This is a genomic window from Stutzerimonas sp. VN223-3 (assembly GCF_045999685.1).
GTDB classification, from domain to species: Bacteria; Pseudomonadota; Gammaproteobacteria; order Pseudomonadales; family Pseudomonadaceae; genus Stutzerimonas; species Stutzerimonas stutzeri_AR.
In genome coordinates, this window is the sequence record NZ_RBEC01000003.1 from 704,270 (window position 1) to 720,078 (window position 15,809).

General features: G+C 60.1%; 16 protein-coding genes. 8 read left to right on the top strand and 8 right to left on the bottom strand.

The genetic code is table 11. The features are described from left to right. Window positions 1-52: 52 nt before the first annotated feature. Both D7241_RS19180 and purU read right to left on the bottom strand, forming a co-directional pair. Window positions 53-253, bottom strand: a complete 201-nt coding sequence (locus D7241_RS19180; protein WP_255981313.1) for a hypothetical protein — start codon at window positions 251-253, stop codon at window positions 53-55. Between the two features lie 27 nt (window positions 254-280). Beyond that, window positions 281-1,132, bottom strand: a complete 852-nt coding sequence (purU, locus tag D7241_RS19185; protein WP_255981310.1) for a formyltetrahydrofolate deformylase — start codon at window positions 1,130-1,132, stop codon at window positions 281-283. 467 nt (window positions 1,133-1,599) lie between these two features. Between purU and mvaT the strand changes: the two genes are divergently transcribed. Then, on the top strand, window positions 1,600-1,977 hold the full coding sequence (mvaT, locus tag D7241_RS19190) for a histone-like nucleoid-structuring protein MvaT (RefSeq protein ID WP_255981308.1): 378 nt from the start codon (window positions 1,600-1,602) through the stop codon (window positions 1,975-1,977). Between the two features lie 92 nt (window positions 1,978-2,069). Here the strand turns inward: mvaT and sbcB are convergent, their stop codons facing one another. Next, entirely contained in the window at window positions 2,070-3,497 is a 1,428-nt protein-coding gene (gene sbcB / locus D7241_RS19195; protein WP_408102849.1) for an exodeoxyribonuclease I, read from the bottom strand. A 279-nt stretch (window positions 3,498-3,776) separates the two neighbouring features. Between sbcB and D7241_RS19200 the strand changes: the two genes are divergently transcribed. The 6 genes from D7241_RS19200 to D7241_RS19225 are packed head-to-tail and all read left to right on the top strand — an operon-like array spanning window position 3,777 to window position 10,546. After that, a complete protein-coding gene (locus D7241_RS19200) occupies window positions 3,777-4,484 on the top strand; it encodes an RDD family protein (protein ID WP_408102850.1) in 708 nt (235 codons plus the stop codon). Then, the gene (locus D7241_RS19205) at window positions 4,481-5,464 is read left to right on the top strand and encodes a stage II sporulation protein M (RefSeq protein WP_408102851.1); all 984 of its coding nucleotides are present in this window, start codon (window positions 4,481-4,483) and stop codon (window positions 5,462-5,464) included. The genes D7241_RS19200 and D7241_RS19205 overlap by 4 nt, the downstream gene beginning before the upstream one ends. After that, window positions 5,451-7,013, top strand: a complete 1,563-nt coding sequence (locus D7241_RS19210; protein WP_408102852.1) for a DUF4129 domain-containing protein — start codon at window positions 5,451-5,453, stop codon at window positions 7,011-7,013. The genes D7241_RS19205 and D7241_RS19210 overlap by 14 nt, the downstream gene beginning before the upstream one ends. Beyond that, the gene (locus D7241_RS19215) at window positions 7,010-8,182 is read left to right on the top strand and encodes a DUF4350 domain-containing protein (protein ID WP_408102853.1); all 1,173 of its coding nucleotides are present in this window, start codon (window positions 7,010-7,012) and stop codon (window positions 8,180-8,182) included. Before D7241_RS19210 ends, D7241_RS19215 begins: the two co-directional genes overlap by 4 nt. Then, window positions 8,179-9,192: an AAA family ATPase gene (locus D7241_RS19220; RefSeq protein ID WP_408102854.1), complete on the top strand. Its 1,014-nt coding sequence runs from the start codon at window positions 8,179-8,181 to the stop codon at window positions 9,190-9,192. The genes D7241_RS19215 and D7241_RS19220 overlap by 4 nt, the downstream gene beginning before the upstream one ends. Before the next feature lie 25 nt (window positions 9,193-9,217). After that, window positions 9,218-10,546: a DUF58 domain-containing protein gene (locus D7241_RS19225; RefSeq protein WP_408102855.1), complete on the top strand. Its 1,329-nt coding sequence runs from the start codon at window positions 9,218-9,220 to the stop codon at window positions 10,544-10,546. Between the two features lie 71 nt (window positions 10,547-10,617). On the opposite strand, the gene D7241_RS19230 is transcribed toward D7241_RS19225, so the two are convergent. From D7241_RS19230 to D7241_RS19240, 3 genes are read right to left on the bottom strand one after another with little or no spacing between them, the layout of a single operon-like run. Then, window positions 10,618-11,052, bottom strand: coding sequence for a PilZ domain-containing protein (locus D7241_RS19230; RefSeq protein ID WP_255981291.1), 435 nt, complete (start codon window positions 11,050-11,052; stop codon window positions 10,618-10,620). 50 nt (window positions 11,053-11,102) lie between these two features. Next, entirely contained in the window at window positions 11,103-11,531 is a 429-nt protein-coding gene (locus D7241_RS19235) for a DUF4124 domain-containing protein (protein ID WP_408102856.1), read from the bottom strand. A gap of 38 nt (window positions 11,532-11,569) precedes the next feature. Continuing rightward, the gene (locus tag D7241_RS19240; protein ID WP_255981287.1) at window positions 11,570-11,947 is read right to left on the bottom strand and encodes a tol-pal system YbgF family protein; all 378 of its coding nucleotides are present in this window, start codon (window positions 11,945-11,947) and stop codon (window positions 11,570-11,572) included. A 179-nt stretch (window positions 11,948-12,126) separates the two neighbouring features. Here D7241_RS19240 and pyk point away from each other — a divergent pair, with 179 nt between their 5' ends. Next, the gene (gene pyk, locus D7241_RS19245; protein WP_255981285.1) at window positions 12,127-13,581 is read left to right on the top strand and encodes a pyruvate kinase; all 1,455 of its coding nucleotides are present in this window, start codon (window positions 12,127-12,129) and stop codon (window positions 13,579-13,581) included. A 140-nt stretch (window positions 13,582-13,721) separates the two neighbouring features. Here the strand turns inward: pyk and D7241_RS19250 are convergent, their stop codons facing one another. Continuing rightward, window positions 13,722-14,657, bottom strand: coding sequence for an iron-sulfur-binding ferredoxin reductase (locus D7241_RS19250; protein ID WP_408102857.1), 936 nt, complete (start codon window positions 14,655-14,657; stop codon window positions 13,722-13,724). Next, window positions 14,650-15,780: a diguanylate cyclase domain-containing protein gene (locus D7241_RS19255; protein WP_408102858.1), complete on the bottom strand. Its 1,131-nt coding sequence runs from the start codon at window positions 15,778-15,780 to the stop codon at window positions 14,650-14,652. Before D7241_RS19255 ends, D7241_RS19250 begins: the two co-directional genes overlap by 8 nt. Between the last annotated feature and the right edge of the window lie 29 nt (window positions 15,781-15,809).

The following is a 15,809-nucleotide window of genomic DNA, read 5'->3' on the forward strand; positions in this document are numbered from 1 at the left end:
GAAGCTGCGGATGAGCGCGGCAGTGCTAGCGCTGCCGCGCCGATGCTTTTGCTCAATCGCTAGCCGGGACAGTGGACGCAACGTCATCAACAGCCACTTCGGCATCGGGTTGGTGACGCTTCCACAGCGCTTCGGCACCAGGAAAGTCCGTGCCGAGTTCCGGCCCAAGGTGTTCGGGATCGTAGCGTTGCGTACACCCGCTACCAATGATCGGTGGTGCTGTTGCGCCTGCCTTTTTCAGTAGATCGGTCATACACGCTCCCGCGCCGATGACGACGGGTCAGTTGAAAACCATGGTCTTGTTGCTATGGACCAGCACACGTTCCTGCAAGTGATAGCGCAGACCGCGCGATAGCACCATCTTTTCCACATCCTTACCCAGACGAACCATGTCTTCGACACTGTCGCGGTGGCTGATGCGCACCACGTCCTGCTCAATTATCGGGCCGGCGTCTAGCTCTTCGGTAACGTAATGACAGGTCGCACCAATCAGCTTGACGCCCCGCAGCGAGGCTTGGTGGTACGGTTTGGCCCCGACGAACGAAGGCAGGAAGCTGTGGTGAATGTTGATCACGCGTTGAGCGAACTCTTCGCACAACTCGGACGGCAAAATCTGCATATAACGCGCAAGCACAATGACATCGGCCTGCTGTTCTCGCACCAGACGCGACACCTCGGCAAACGCTTGCTCCTTGCGCCCCGGTTCGACGGGCACATGAAAATATGGGATTCCATGCCACTCGACCATGCTCCGCAAGTCGTTGTGGTTGGAAATAACGCAAGGAATTTCACAATCCAACTCACCGCTATGCCAACGGTGCAAGAGATCGGCGAGACAATGCGATTCCCGACTGGCCATCAACACGACGCGCTTGCGCTGCTCCGAGTCGGTGATGCGCCATTCCATGGAAAACTCGCGTGCTATAGGAGCAAATGCCTGACGGAAACCTTCAAGATCGAAAGGCAGCGAGTCGGCGCGAATTTCATGGCGCATGAAGAACCAGCCGCTCTGATGGTCGGAGTGGTGATTGGCTTCGGTGATCCAGCCATTGTAAGTAGCCAAGAAATTGCTGACCTTGGCAACGATGCCAACGCCATCGGGACAGGCAATAACCAGCCTGAATGTACGCATTAAAAGTAACTCCGACTTACAAAAAGACCCGCATTCTAGCGCAGCGAAAAAAACTGCAGCCACATTATCGAGCAGGCCCAGCACCCCGCTACCTCGTGGCTAGGTGGCATTGCACCGGATATACGACAGGAAACGGCTCATTCGCCTGGTATACATGGGGAGTTTTTAGCACTGCGACAAAGCCGAGCATGGCGCGGTGTCAACTACGCGAACGGCGCCGTAGAGGTATCGCGACGCTACAACCTCTACTGCAGACAAACCGCTGTAGATATAACAACGATGCGCTCGTTCAAGCGCTAGTTTTTTTTGACGAGTACTATCCGCAACCCGAACGAACTAACTGAACGACGTTAGAATCAAGCAAAGGCAGGAGCGCGGTTAAACTTTATTCAAAGAATATTTACTTGTGCATTGCAGCTGTCTATGATTACCAACACTTGCGTTCAAACCTATACCAAGGATGTGACATGTCGCTGATCAACGAATACCGCGCCACTGAAGAAGCTATCAAGGAACTTCAGGAACGCCTGAAGTCTCTTTCCGCAGACGACAAGCTGAAAAAGGAGCTTGAGTTCGAAGGCAAACTGCGTGAATTGATGGGCGAATACCAAAAATCTCTTCGCGATATCATCGCCCTGCTTGATCCGGACGCCAGAAGCAACAAGGCACAGCGCGCAACCAAAGCGCCAGCTACGGCCAAACGTGCCCGCCGAGTAAAGCAATATAAGAACCCGCATAACGGCGAAGTGATTGAAACAAAAGGTGGCAATCACAAGACCTTGAAAGAATGGAAAGCGCAGTGGGGCTCCGATGAGGTTGAAGGCTGGGCCACTCTGCTCGGTTAATTGGCGCGCTACGCCTAAAAGCCATCTGACGCTTCATGCCAAGGCATGCTGCGTCAGATGGCTTTTTTGTATCTGCCGATTAGGCGCAGCAGTCAGCGAATGTAACGGTCACGCAAGCTGTCAGCATGCATGGACCACTGCCGTAGCAACTGCGCTTGTTCCGGGCTCGCCGAGGCCAGCAGTGCCTGAACGCATGTTTCGAACTGAGCCAAGGTATTGGGCGCGCCAAACTCGGGGGCAGTTAAGCGCTGCCGACAAAATTCGTCCCATTGCAGTTTCTCCGCTGCCGACAGGCACTCTGGGAAATTACGGGCGCGATAACGAAAATGCAGTTCAGGCAAACGGGCGTCGTCAAACGGGAACACGCCGCCCGAACTTTGCGACGACGCAAGAGTTCTGACCTGATCACAAAGCCGCCGGTCTCGTTCGCCTAGGAAGCCATCGTAAAGTTGCTGTTCCGGATCAGCCGAACCTGCGAAAACCTCTTCCTGATAGATGTCGGCGAGCTTCGCTTCCCAGTCTGCCCGTCGGCTGCGCAGATCGCGTGCCCTGAACTCGCAACATTCCAGATCCAGCCCCAAGCGATCGATATCGGAATCACGCAGCACATTCATTGGCGCAAGCACCGGGCAGCGATTCACATGCACCAGTTTCAGCGGAGTCGGAAGTTTCTCGCCGAGATCTTCACGACGCGTATAAAGCCGTACACGAAGATCCTCAGCCGTGTCTTCCCATAAGGGCGCGCACTCGGCATTTAGATCGCAAACAATCAGTGCATTACGGTTGCGCGGATGCCAGGCCAGCGGCAGTACCACCGACAAGTAGTGCCGGGCAGCAGAGAAGCGCCCTGAAATATGCACCAACGGTTTCAACAGTTCGATCTGCTCGATCACCGCATTCTTCCGGCGCAGCTTGTATAAATAGTCGTAGAGCCTCGGTTGGCGCTCACGTATCAACCGCGCCAGGGCGATGGTCGCTCGCACATCGGACAAGGCATCGTGCGCCTGCAAATGCTCAAGTCCATTGGCCACACTCAGGCGCTCCAGCTTGAGCGTCACCCGGCCGTCTTCCTCCGGCCAGACCAGCCCTTCCGGCCGCAGCGCATAAGCCGTGCGGACCAGATCAATCAGGTCCCAACGGCTATTGCCGCCTTGCCACTCGCGGGCATAAGGATCGAAGAAGTTGCGATACAGGCTGTAGCGCAGCACTTCGTCATCGAAACGCAAGCTGTTGTAACCCGCGCCGCAGGTGCCGGGTAGCGCCAATTCCTGATGCAGCCGACCAATGAATTCGGCTTCGCATAACCCCTTCTCAGCCAAGGTCGCCGGGGTTATGCCTGTTACCAGGCATGCCGCCGGATGCGGCAGGATGTCATCGCTGAGGCGGCAATAGATATTCAGCGGCTCGCCAATTTCTTCTAATGCCTCGTTGGTGCGGATCCCGGCGACCTGAAGAGGCCGATCGCAACGTGGAGAAATACCGGTTGTTTCAAAGTCGTACCAGAAGATGCTGGATGTCACGGGAGATTCCTTCTCGGTCGTCTGGCGCCAGTCTAGCGCGCCCGAGCAACTGCTGGCCGCATCGCCTGCGTCAGACGCGAGGCGCTATGCACAATGGCGCTGCAGTCGTGTGCAGGCGCCAGCATTTCGCCTCAAAATTCTTCATAGGCTCTGGCCGAATGATCCGTTCGATGCTTTCATGCCCGCCAAAACCGGCTGCTCCAGCACTACGTTCGATCAATTGACCAAACCATGATGAGCTGCAGCAGGCTCACCGATACCGTTAAACGAGCCAATTCATTGCCTCCCGCCTCAGCATCCGAAGCGCTACTGGACAACACACACCGGGTCGAAACGCCGGAAGGTATCGATCTGCTGCTCCGTCCGGCTGGGTTGGTCCCGCGAGCGCTGGCGTTTGCCCTGGATCTGCTGATTCGCGGTGCCATACTGGCCCTGTTGGGATTGGGTTTTGCGCTGTTGGGCAAATTCGGGATGGGCGTCGGCGCGCTGCTGTTGTTCCTGGTTCAATGGTGGTACATGGTGCTGTTCGAAGTCCTCAATCAAGGCAGGACACCTGGCAAGTACTGGTTGGGGCTGAAGGTAGTCCACGATGACGGCACACCGATCGGCTGGGCGTCATCGCTGACGCGCAACCTGCTGCGTTTCATCGACATGCTCCCTTTCGGCTATTTCCTCGGGGCCCTCTCCTGCCTCTGGCACCCATCCTTCAAAAGGCTTGGCGATCTAGCCGCCGGCACACTGGTGGTTTATCACGAGCGGAGCATCCCCGCGCCAACGCTTCCGGCGGTCGACGCCATCGCCGCGCCCTTCCCGCTGGAACTGACCGAACAACGTGCGCTGATTAGCTTCGCCGAGCGCCAATCGAGCCTGTCACCGGAGCGTCGCCAGGAGCTGGCGGCGATCCTCTCGGGGCCGCTGCAGGTCCCGCCGGAGCAGGCGCAAGCGTATATCAATGGCATCGCCCGCGGCCTGGTGGGCCCCGCATGAAACAGAGCCAATTCGAAAGCCGGCACCAAGCCGAATGGCAAGTGTTTGACGAAACGCTCGATGCGTTCGAGCGCGGCAAAAAGCCCCCATCTACCTTAATTGCTGAGTTTCCGGCGGCCTATCGGCGACTTTGCCAGCAGCTCGCGTTGGCTCAGGCTCGCGGTTACAGCACCCATTCGATCGATAACCTGCAGCTGTTGGTGCAGCGCGGGCATCAACAGCTGTACCGCCATCGCAGCCCGCTGACGGGCCGTTTGCTCGGCTTTTTCCTGGGTGGCTTCGGCAGGCTGGTCCGCAATGAATGGCGATACGTGGCAGTCGCAAGCCTGCTGTTCTACGCCAGCCTGCTGGGCATGGGCGCGCTGGTGCTGGCGTACCCGGAGCTGGTCTACAGCCTGATCGACCCGGAACAGGTCGCTCAGATGGAAGCGATGTACGACCCAGACACCAGCCGCCTTGGTCGCTTCGGCGAACGAGATTCCGGTGACGATTGGGTGATGTTCGGCTATTACGTCATGCACAACATCGGGATCGCCTTCCAGACGTTTGCTGGCGGCTTGCTATTCGGCGTCGGCAGCCTGTTCTACCTGCTTTTCAACGGACTGATGATCGGTGCGGTTGCCGGTCACCTGACCGGGATTGGCTATCATCAGCCGTTCTGGTCGTTCGTCGTAGGTCACGGTGCCTTCGAGCTGACAGCCATTACCTTGGCTGGCGCAGCGGGGTTGAAACTCGGCGCCGCGCTCGTTGCGCCAGGTCGGCTGACACGTACTGAAGCGTTACGGCTGGCAGCAGCCAAGGCGGTGCGATTGATAATCGGCGCCACTGTGCTGTTGCTGATCGCCGCGTTCATCGAGGCCTACTGGTCGTCGATGACCTATCCTTCTGCGCCGGTGAAATATGCTGTGGGTGCGCTACTGTGGCTGCTGGTCGGCCTGTATTTCTTGTTGAGCGGCAGGAACACCCATGCGCCTGACTGACGCGAGCATGGAGATTCGCCCGCGCAGTGCCTGGGAAGCGCTGGACCTCGGCATCCTACTGGCTCGGCGACAGGCCGGACTGCTGATGTTCAGTTGGGCGCTGCTGACCCTGCCGCTATTCGCCCTGTTCAGTCTGGTGTTCTGGCAGCACCCTAGCCTTTCGTTGCTGCTGTTCTGGTGGTTCAAGCCACTCTATGAGCGCCTGCCGCTTTTCATCGTCTCCCGCTCGTTGTTCGGTGATATCCCGACAATGCGCCGCAGTTTCCAGGCGCTTCCCGGACTGCTGCGTTCGCAGTGGTTTTCCAGCATCACTTGGCGCCGCTTCAGCCTGACCCGCAGTTTCGACCTGCCGGTTCTGCAGCTCGAAGAGTTGTCCGGCTCCGCGCGGCGTCAACGGCTGGTCGTCCTGAAACAACGTGACACCAGCGCAGCACGCTGGCTGACCATCGCCGGCGTCCATCTGGAGAGCGGTTTGTGGCTGGGCGCTCTGGCATTGCTTTACGTATTGATCCCGTCGCAACTACTGGCTGAATGGAAGTGGCAGGACCTGCTGAAACTGGACGGCGACTGGCTCTGGTTCGAGCACTTCTCCAACCTTTTGTACGTGCTGGCATTGGTGGTCTGGGAGCCGATCTATGTCGCCAGCGGTTTCAGCCTTTATCTCAATCGACGAACCGTACTCGAGGCCTGGGATATCGAGTTGAGCTTCCGCCGATTGCAGGAACGGCTGAAAGCCGTGCTACCGGCACTTTTGCTCGGCCTGAGCCTGCTGTTGATCCCACCGATCGACGACGCCCAGGCAGCGCCTCCGATTGCTCAAGCTGAACAGAAGACAGCCGAGCCGAGCCCGGAAAGCAGCCGATTACTCAACCAGCCATTGACCAGCCAGGCCGCCAGCGAACGGATCGCCGAGCTGCTGGATCAACCACCATTCAGAAACCGCGAAACGGTTACCCGCTGGCGTTTTGGCGAGGAACAGCACGATTCCGAGGCTGGCTGGCTGGCGCGTTTGTTAGAACAACTGCTTAACGGCAGCGGCCTGCAACGCGGCTTCGACCATGTCGCAACGGGCATAGAGATTCTGCTCTGGGCCACTCTGTTCGGCCTGATCACGTTTGTATTCTGGCGTTATCGAGAGTGGATCAGACTCTACGTCGGGCGACTCCACCGACCATCCGATAGCCCTCGCCCGCCCGCGCCGGCCATCTTGTTCGGTCTCGATATGCTGCCCGAAAGCCTTCCACAGGACGTTCCCGGCGAAGTGGAGCGGCTTTGGGATAAACAGCCACGCGAAGCCCTCGGATTGCTCTATCGAGCTTTTCTCAGTCGACTGTTGCATGAGCGCAACCTGCCGTTGAAGAGCGCCCATACCGAAGGTGAGGTGCTCGGACTGCTGCGTCAGGAGCAACCGGAGCTCGTCGGCTATGCCGAAACGCTCACCGGTCACTGGCTGAATCTCGCCTATGGGCATCGCTTGCCACCGAGTGCCGCCAAGACCGAACTATGCGCTCGGTGGCGTGAGTTGTTCGGGACAGAGGCGCGCGCATGATCTACCGTCGCGCGATCTATCTGGCGTTGGCAGCCGTGCTGCTCGGCGCTTTGCTGCTGTTCGCTATGAACAAGGCGACGCCCTACGAAGAAGTCATCGAGCATGGGCCGTCGCCGCAGGTGCGCAGCAATCCCTACCTAGCTGCCGAGCATTTCCTTGCTGACCAGGGCAGAGCGGTCACCCGCACGGAAAGTGTTACGGGGTTGGTCGACCTGCAACCGGACACGCAGGTCCTGCTATTGCTGGGTGACCGCAGCGAGATGACGCCACGCCAATCGGCTCGCTTGCTAGCGTGGGTCGCAGATGGTGGTCACCTGGTGTTCGTCGCCGAGCGCCTTTGGAATGAGCGTACGGCTAGCAGCGGTGACCTGCTATTGGACACCTTGAATTTGCAGCAGTACGAAACTACCGAGGGCCGCGACGGCAAAGACGTTGCCGACCGGATAGCCAGCGCCGAGAAGCATCCGCCGCTGACCCGGCTCTATCTGGAAAATGAAAACGCGCCGGCCTACCTCGCCTTCGATACCGACTATCACCTCTACGACGCAGGCAAAAAAGCACACGCCTGGGCCAACAGCGCCGGCGCCACGCATATGCTGCAGCTACAGCACGGCAACGGTCTGGTCACCGCACTTACCGATAGTTGGATCTGGCAAAACGACAACATCGCCAGGTATGACCATGCGTGGCTGCTCTGGTATCTCACCCAGGACCGCGACGTGACCCTGGCCTATCGCACCGAGCACAACAGCCTGCTGCAACAACTGCTGCGTTATTTTCCCGAAGCGCTGGTCGCCCTGCTACTGATGCTGATATTCACCACCTGGCATCTGGCTCAACGCCAGGGACCGCTTCTCGCTCCACCCGACCGCGGCCGCCGACAGTTGCAGGAACACCTTCGTGGCAGCGCCGATTTTCTCTATCGGCACGCGGGGCAGCGCTACCTGCTGAGCAATCTGCAACGCGACATACTGCGTCAGGCGTGCCGCCGCCATCCCGGTTTCGAAACGCTCGGGCATGCCGAACAATGCGAGATACTGGCGAAATTCAGCCGCCTTTCCATCGACTCAATCGATCAGGCATTACGCTCACTCGCCGCAAAGCCTGCCAGCACCGCCGAATTCACCACTCAGGTTGCCCGCCTGCAAAGCCTCAGGAATGCCCTATGAGCGACGCCACAAGCGAATCGAACAACACTACCCCCGCTGCCAGCGCAAGCACTCAACGACAGCGCGCCGCCCAACTGGCACAAGCGCTGCGCCAGGAGCTGCACAAGGCCATCATCGGTCAACAGGACGTCGTCGACGGCGTGCTCACCGCGCTGATCGCCGGCGGCCATGTGCTGGTCGAGGGTGTTCCGGGTTTGGGCAAGACGTTGCTGGTGCGTGCGTTGGCACGCTGCTTCGGCGGCGAATTTTCACGTATCCAGTTCACCCCCGACCTGATGCCTAGCGATATCACCGGCCACGCCATCTACGACCTTGCCAGCGAACAGTTCAAGCTGCGCAAGGGCCCGGTGTTCACCAACCTGCTGCTCGCCGACGAGATCAACCGCGCACCAGCCAAGACTCAGGCGGCGCTGCTGGAAGTCATGCAGGAGCGTCAGGTCACGCTCGAAGGACGTGCGCTGGCGGCGCCGCAACCTTTCCTCGTAATGGCCACGCAAAACCCCATCGAACAGGAAGGCACCTATCCGCTACCGGAAGCCGAGTTGGACCGCTTCATGCTGATGCTGCGCATGGACTATCCACAGGTCGACGAAGAGCTGGAATTGGTCCGTCAGGTCACGCGCTCGGCTCGCACCGATATCCTTGATGTCAGCGGGCTACGCGTTCTGCTACAAGCGAAGGACGTCCAGGCGTTGCAGAAAATCGCCAGTGACATGCCGCTCGACGAGCAAGTGCTCGACTACGCGGTGCGCCTGGCTCGCTCGACACGCAACTGGCCGGGTCTGGCACTGGGTGCAGGCCCCCGTGCCTCTATCGCCCTGGTTCGCTGCGCAAGGGCGCGCGCGTTGTTACGCGGTGGTGAGTTCGTCACGCCAGACGACGTAAAAGGGTCTGCGCTGGCCGTTTTACGGCACCGCGTCAGGCTCTCGCCCGAACTGGATATCGAAGGCATTTCGGTGGATCAGCTGCTGCAACAGCTGCTCGACCAAGTTGCGGCGCCGCGACTGTGATCCAGCCCAACGCGTTGGACCTTCGATGAATCCATCACGACGGCTGATCTACGCGCTGGCTGCATTGCTCGGCCTTGCTCAGCCGCTGGGGATATCGTCGTCCCTGGATGCCGACCTGCCCGGAACAAACGTGGCTTGGTGGGGATTGCTGCTGTGCCTGGGCCTGCTGTCGGCATTCGACGCGCTGTCCTTGCACCGTCTGCCCTCACCCAGTCTGCGACGCAACCTGACCGGCAACCTGGCACTGGGCCGCTGGCATGAGGTGCAGCTTCAGGTTCGACATTCACTGACTCAGCCTTTGCGCCTGGAAATCTTCGACCACGCTCCCACCGGAATGGAGCTCCAGAACCTGCCCCTATCCTTGATTCTCTTGCCTGGGCAACACTGCGACCTCAGCTACCGAGTGCGCCCGGAACGCCGCGGACATTTCCATTTCAGTCAATGTGAGATCCGCTTGTACAGTCCGTTTGGGCTATGGCGCGAGCGCCGCCTGCTGCGCCTGGAATCGCAGACACGCGTTTACCCCGACTTCACTCGATTGCACGGCGCGCCGCTAATGGCTGTGGACAGCTGGCTAAGCCGCCTGGGCGTGCGGCAGCAACCTCGCCGCGGATTGGGGCTGGATTTTCATCAGTTACGCGAGTTCCGCGAAGGCGACACCCTACGGCAGATCGACTGGAAGGCCACGGCGCGCAAGCGCATGCCCATCGCCCGTGAATACCAGGATGATCGCGATCAGCAGATCCTGCTGATGCTCGATTGCGGCCGGCGGATGCGCAGCCAGGATGGCACGCTCTCGCACTTCGACCATGCGCTCAACGCGAGCCTGCTGCTGGGTTATGTCGCCTTGCGCCAGGGCGATGCTCTGGGACTCTACACATTTGCCACCGAACAACGCCGTTTCTTCGCACCGGCCAAGGGCCAGTTACAGTTGAACGCCCTGCTCAACGGCGTCTATGACCTGATCAATACCCGGCAGCCGGCGGACTTTGCGCTGGCTGCGAGCAATGTTCTGGCGCTGCAGAAACGTCGGGCGCTGGTAATCATCCTGAGTAACCTGCGCGACGAGGACGATGAAGACCTGCTCGGCGCGGTCCGCCGCCTTTCGCGCCGACATCGAGTTTTGGTGGTGAGCTTGCGCGAGCAGGTACTCGATGGGCTGCGGCAGCAACCGGTCAGCAGCTTCCAGGATGCGCTGGCCTATTGCGGCACCCTGGACTATCTGAACGCGCGCAGCGGTCTGCATGAGCGGCTGCTGGCTCATGGCGTGCCGGTACTCGATGCGCGGCCGCACGAACTTGGGCCGGCGCTAATCAGCCGATATCTGGCCTGGAAAAAAGGTGGCGTGCTATAGCACGCAGGCTTCGCAGAGAGGCATGAAAGTGTGCTTGAGCGACGCGAGTGAAAATTTCGACATCACCCCTTTCAGGTTCCGAGGCAACGATCCTGATCGGCCGCCTTGCTGGTTGGTACATCCATGCGTGGCAGGCGAGCCGGTGGAATATGCAGCATGGGCCGAAAGCTGAAGTAATGATGCAACGCGTCGATCATGTCCCTGATCTCGCTGGGCGGCGAGAGCAGGACGAAGCCCGAATCGAAGCTGCCAGGCGTTACGTCTTCGCGGGACCAGCGACAGGTCGCGCTGAAGTCAATATGCCGCAGTTGGCCGTGCTGGCCGGGTATCTTCAAGCGCATCTCGAAGCGCGCATCCGTCATCATCGGATACGGGCTGATAAGCATCAGACCCGACTCTGACAGATTGCCGATAAAGCCCAAGGGCTTGTCAGTGAAACGATTGAATACATTGAGGTAATACGGCAACTGGTGCCGTTCAATGCTGCGTTGATTGAACATGTTCATCGGTTCCGGGCCTGCCGCCAAGTTTGGTCGCTGCCACCGTTACCGGCGACTCAGCTGCAGTTTTGACTGATACGACTGGCCAACTGCCGCCGCGCCGCCCCTATTTCTTCATCACTGTAGTAGACCCGCTCACCCTTTGCATCGGCACGAAAATAACGCCCACCCCGGGAAAGGCGCGACAGCTCCTCTTGCAACTGACGGCACTCCTGGTCGCGCTGCGCATGCCGCTCGCTGGCAGCCTGATCGGCTTCCTGCTGCTCTTGCCGGCGGGCCTCGAAAAACCGTTCGGTGCGTGCCTCACGCTCGCGGGTCGCCTCGTCTCGCTCGACGATTTGCGGCCTGACCTCGATCTGCTCGGCGCCGGGACGCGATCGCGCGTCGAAATGTACATTTCCCTGCGGATCGACCCAACGGTAAATCTCGGCGGTCACCAACGGCGAAGACAACAAGGCTACAAACATTATCGGTACAACGCGCATGGGTTCCTTCCCGGCCGGCCATCGATACCAGCTTCGCTTTAGGGTTTGGCGGCGTGGGTGACCACCCGCTCCTCCGGCTGATAGTGCCCCAACTGGCGCAACGTCTCCAGCCTGGCGCGACCGCGAAAGGCGTATTCGCTAGCCGGATAGCGCGTCTGAATGAAGCGATAAGTTTCTGCCGCATCAACGAAAAGACCCTGGCGCTCCAGGCACTGACCACGCAGCAGCGAGATTTCCGGCTGAACATTGTCACGCGGGCGGCTGCGGCGTTCGGCCTGGGAGAGCTCCAGCATCACCCTGTCGCAATCGCCGCTTTCGTAATGCTTGTAGGCATCGTCCAGATGCCGATCGAGTGCGTTTCTGCTGCTGCAGCCTACGCTGAGGGTGGCCAGGAAAAGAATGAACAGGGTGCGCATGGGTAAAATCCTCCGATGCTGGCTTATCGACCACGGCGAAAAAAACTGCAGCCCCGTTCAACGGCGAGCCGGACCCCATCTACCCGCGCGCAGCCCCGCCCAAAGAGTAGTGCACCCCAACGATGACTACAGCCACACGGCATAGTAGCCTCCCGACCATTCTGAAAAAGGAGCATTGAATGATCTCGCGCCGTACCAAAATCGTCGCCACCCTGGGCCCAGCCAGCAGCTCTCCGGAAGTGTTGGAAAAAATGATCGTGGCCGGACTCGATGTTGCGCGCCTGAATTTCTCCCACGGCGCTCCGGACGAACACCGCGCCCGAGCCCAGCTGGTACGGGACATCGCCGCGAAACATGGCCGTTTCGTCGCGCTGCTGGGCGATCTGCAAGGACCGAAGATCCGCATCGCCAAGTTCACCAACAAGCGCATCGAGCTGGCCGAAGGCGATAGTTTCCGCTTCTCCGTCACCCATCCACGCGATGCCGGCACCCAGGATGTGGTGGGTATCGATTACCCGGATCTGGTCAAAGACTGCAGCGTGGGTGATGAATTGCTGCTCGACGATGGCCGCGTGGTCATGCGCGTCGACAGCACGACTGCCGATGAGCTGCACTGCACCGTGCTGATCGGCGGCCCGCTGTCGGATAACAAGGGCATCAACCGTCGCGGAGGCGGCTTGACCGCACCGGCATTGACCGCCAAGGACAAGGCCGATATCAAGCTGGCCGCCGAGATGGATCTGGACTATCTCGCCGTTTCCTTCCCGCGCGATGCCGCCGACATGGAACTGGCCCGCCGCCTACGCGACGAAGCCGGCTCCAGCGCCTGGCTGATCGCCAAGATCGAGCGCGCTGAAGCGGTAGCCGATGACGAAGCGCTCGACGGCCTGATTCGTGCCAGCGACGGCGTAATGGTCGCTCGCGGTGACCTGGGTGTTGAAATTGGCGACGCCGAGCTGGTCGGTATTCAGAAAAAGATCATTCTCCATGCACGCCGCAACAATAAGGTGGTCATCACCGCGACCCAGATGATGGAGTCGATGATCCAGAACCCGATGCCGACCCGGGCCGAGGTGTCCGATGTAGCCAACGCCGTTCTGGACTACACCGATGCGGTCATGCTGTCGGCCGAAAGCGCCGCAGGCGAATACCCGGTGGAAGCGATCAAGGCCATGGCACGCGTCTGCGTCGGTGCCGAGAAACATCCGACCAGCATCAAGTCCGGCCACCGCCTCGGCCAGCGTTTCGAGCGCAGCGACGAGAGTACCGCGCTGGCGGCGATGTACACCGCCAACCATTTCCCTGGTGTGAAAGCGATCATCAGCCTGACCGAGAGCGGCTACACCACGTTGATCATGTCGCGCATCCGCTCCTCGGTACCGATCTTTGCCTTTACCCCGCACCGCGATGCCCAAGCCCGCGTGGCGCTGTTCCGCGGCGTGCAAACCGTTCCGTTCGACCCAGCCGCGCTGCCGGCGGACAAGGTCAGCCAGGCAGCAGTGGACGAACTGGTCAAGCGCAACATCGTGCAGCCGGGAGACTGGGTCATCCTGACCAAGGGCGACAGCTATCACGATTCGACTGGCGGCACCAACACCATGAAAATCCTGCGTGTCGGCGACTCGCTGAGCTGATATCGCGGACGGATTGCGGCAAAACCGGAAGGCATCGGCCAGCTTTGGCCCGATGCCTTCCAGGAGCCGCCACGCATTCAATACGAGCTGAACCCTGCCCTTCAGTAACACCCCTCATGCAGCGCTTGCTACATCCGCAATCAGACTTTCCGTATGACGAAGGTATCGCTCGACACCTGTCCTCTTGGTATGCCTGCCAGGAACATCCGCTTGGCGCAGTCTTCGACGAAAGCGCTCCCCCCGCAGATCAACGCCACCTCCTGACGCGACGTCGCGCGAAGGGACTGCAGGCGGCTTTGCGTCTGTTTTCCATCGATCAACTCGACACTCAGATTGCAGTGCAACCCGGCGAGCTCACCGAGCGGACCTCGCAAGTAGGACTCGCCCCGACAGAAGTGCAGCAGTCGAATCGGCCCGGTATGTCCTTGGCGCAAGGCTTCACGCAAGATGCCCCAGAGCGGCGCAAGCCCGGTCCCCGCAGCCAGCAACAATAGCGGACGTGTCTGCCAATCGGGCTCGTAGTGCAACGCGCCTTCGTGCAATGGGCCGAGGCGCAAGCTGTCGCCAACAACCAACTCACGCGCCCCATCGCAGAACGCACCGGGCATACGGCAATCGAGGTGGAACTCGAGCCAAGGATCCACGCCCGGAAGGCTCGCCAGAGAATAAGGTCGGGCAATGCCACTGGCGTTCCACAGCAACACATGTTGACCGGCGCGATAGCGCAACGGGCGCTCGGGCGTCAGCCGTAGCCGCAGGACTTGGTCACCGAGCCAGTCGAGCCCGTCGATCTGCGCCGCCAATCCCTCTCGCGCCGGATCGAATGCCGCCACGCAAAGATCTTCGGCCACGCTGCACTGACAAGCCAGCCTCCAACCTTGCAGGCGCCGGCTGGCATCGAGTGCGTCGGGACGGGCGTCCAGCGGTTCGCCCTGCAAGCAGCGCACCAGGCACGCATGGCAGCTGCCTGCGCGGCAGCTATAGGGCACGTTCAGACCTGCAGCGTTGAGCGCATCGAGTAGATTGCTACCCTCGGTCACGGTCCAGGTTCGTGAGCCGCAGGTAAGTTCAGGCATTGGCGGTCGTCCAGCTGGCCTCGCAGCGGTTGCGCCCATTGCCCTTGGCCCGATACAGCGCCTCGTCGGCCCGCTGCAAGGAATCGTCGAGCTCATCGCCGGCATTGATCAGCGTCAGCCCTACCGACAGACTGAGATGCCCCGCCTGCAGCTGAACGTCCAACGGCTGGGCAGTGGCGAAGGCTTCGCGCAGACGCTCGCAACAAGCACTGAATTGCTCGGCATCGGTGTGCGGCATCAGCAGCACGAATTCTTCGCCGCCATAACGGGCGAGGATATCGCCATCGCGCAGGCATGAGCGCGCCACTGACGCGAAGGCCTGCAACACCCGATCACCCGTTGCGTGCCCGTGAAGGTCATTGACCCGTTTGAAATGGTCCAGGTCGATCAGTGCGAGACCGGACTGATGCCCAGCACGCAAGCGGCTTAACTCCGCTTCGGCTCGACGAAGGAAATGCCGACGGTTATACAGTCCGGTCAGCTCGTCGGTGGATGCCAAATCCTCCAGTTGCCGCATCATCCCCCGCAGGGTTTCCTGGTGCGCCTGCAGGGCGAAACGGCGTTGCCGCATACGCTGGCGCAGCCTGTAGACGTAACCGACGAACAGGCACATCCAGATCAGCGTTACCAGCAGCACGCTGCCCTGCAATAGCGCAGCCTGCGGATCGTCCAGCCGATTCAGCTGTACATCGAGCAGTGACATGCCGACGAAGCTAAAAAGCGCCAGCAGGGCGTAGCGGATGAAGACTTTCGGCGGGAGGAATACGGCAAACATCAGCACCAGCACGTAAAGCACCAACAACGAGCCGCGATGATCACCGAAATGGAACAGGAAGAACGTCAGCCAGACCAGCGCAACCAGTACCTGAGGCTCCGTCAGGCTAGGGTCGCGAAAGCGCAGGTTGTGGCCTCGGTAGAAAATCCAGGAGAACACTAGCTGGCTCGCCAGGATCATCACCGAGCCGGCTACCGCCGTGTCGATCGATGCCTGATAGAAGCCGCCCGCAACGGTAATCCAGGTTAAAAGCAGAGCAAGGCCGTAAGTCCCGGCGGCCATGCCAAACCGCTTGGTTACCAGTTGCTGAAGCGCCTGCTGTTCGCTCTCGTCACGAAACGCGCGCATGGAATCCATCCCATAGTGGCAATCCGACA

What these genes read in the sequence shown, in the direction of transcription:
- D7241_RS19180 (WP_255981313.1), bottom strand. Translation starts at nt 253, where the DNA reads ATGACCGATCTACTGAAAAAGGCAGGCGCAACAGCACCACCGATCATT.
- purU (WP_255981310.1), bottom strand. Translation starts at nt 1,132, where the DNA reads ATGCGTACATTCAGGCTGGTTATTGCCTGTCCCGATGGCGTTGGCATC.
- mvaT (WP_255981308.1), top strand. Translation starts at nt 1,600, where the DNA reads ATGTCGCTGATCAACGAATACCGCGCCACTGAAGAAGCTATCAAGGAA.
- D7241_RS19205 (WP_408102851.1), top strand. Translation starts at nt 4,481, where the DNA reads ATGAAACAGAGCCAATTCGAAAGCCGGCACCAAGCCGAATGGCAAGTG.
- D7241_RS19210 (WP_408102852.1), top strand. Translation starts at nt 5,451, where the DNA reads ATGCGCCTGACTGACGCGAGCATGGAGATTCGCCCGCGCAGTGCCTGG.
- D7241_RS19215 (WP_408102853.1), top strand. Translation starts at nt 7,010, where the DNA reads ATGATCTACCGTCGCGCGATCTATCTGGCGTTGGCAGCCGTGCTGCTC.
- D7241_RS19220 (WP_408102854.1), top strand. Translation starts at nt 8,179, where the DNA reads ATGAGCGACGCCACAAGCGAATCGAACAACACTACCCCCGCTGCCAGC.
- D7241_RS19225 (WP_408102855.1), top strand. Translation starts at nt 9,218, where the DNA reads ATGAATCCATCACGACGGCTGATCTACGCGCTGGCTGCATTGCTCGGC.
- D7241_RS19230 (WP_255981291.1), bottom strand. Translation starts at nt 11,052, where the DNA reads ATGAACATGTTCAATCAACGCAGCATTGAACGGCACCAGTTGCCGTAT.
- D7241_RS19235 (WP_408102856.1), bottom strand. Translation starts at nt 11,531, where the DNA reads ATGCGCGTTGTACCGATAATGTTTGTAGCCTTGTTGTCTTCGCCGTTG.
- D7241_RS19240 (WP_255981287.1), bottom strand. Translation starts at nt 11,947, where the DNA reads ATGCGCACCCTGTTCATTCTTTTCCTGGCCACCCTCAGCGTAGGCTGC.
- pyk (WP_255981285.1), top strand. Translation starts at nt 12,127, where the DNA reads ATGATCTCGCGCCGTACCAAAATCGTCGCCACCCTGGGCCCAGCCAGC.
- D7241_RS19250 (WP_408102857.1), bottom strand. Translation starts at nt 14,657, where the DNA reads ATGCCTGAACTTACCTGCGGCTCACGAACCTGGACCGTGACCGAGGGT.
- D7241_RS19255 (WP_408102858.1), bottom strand. Translation starts at nt 15,780, where the DNA reads ATGCGCGCGTTTCGTGACGAGAGCGAACAGCAGGCGCTTCAGCAACTG.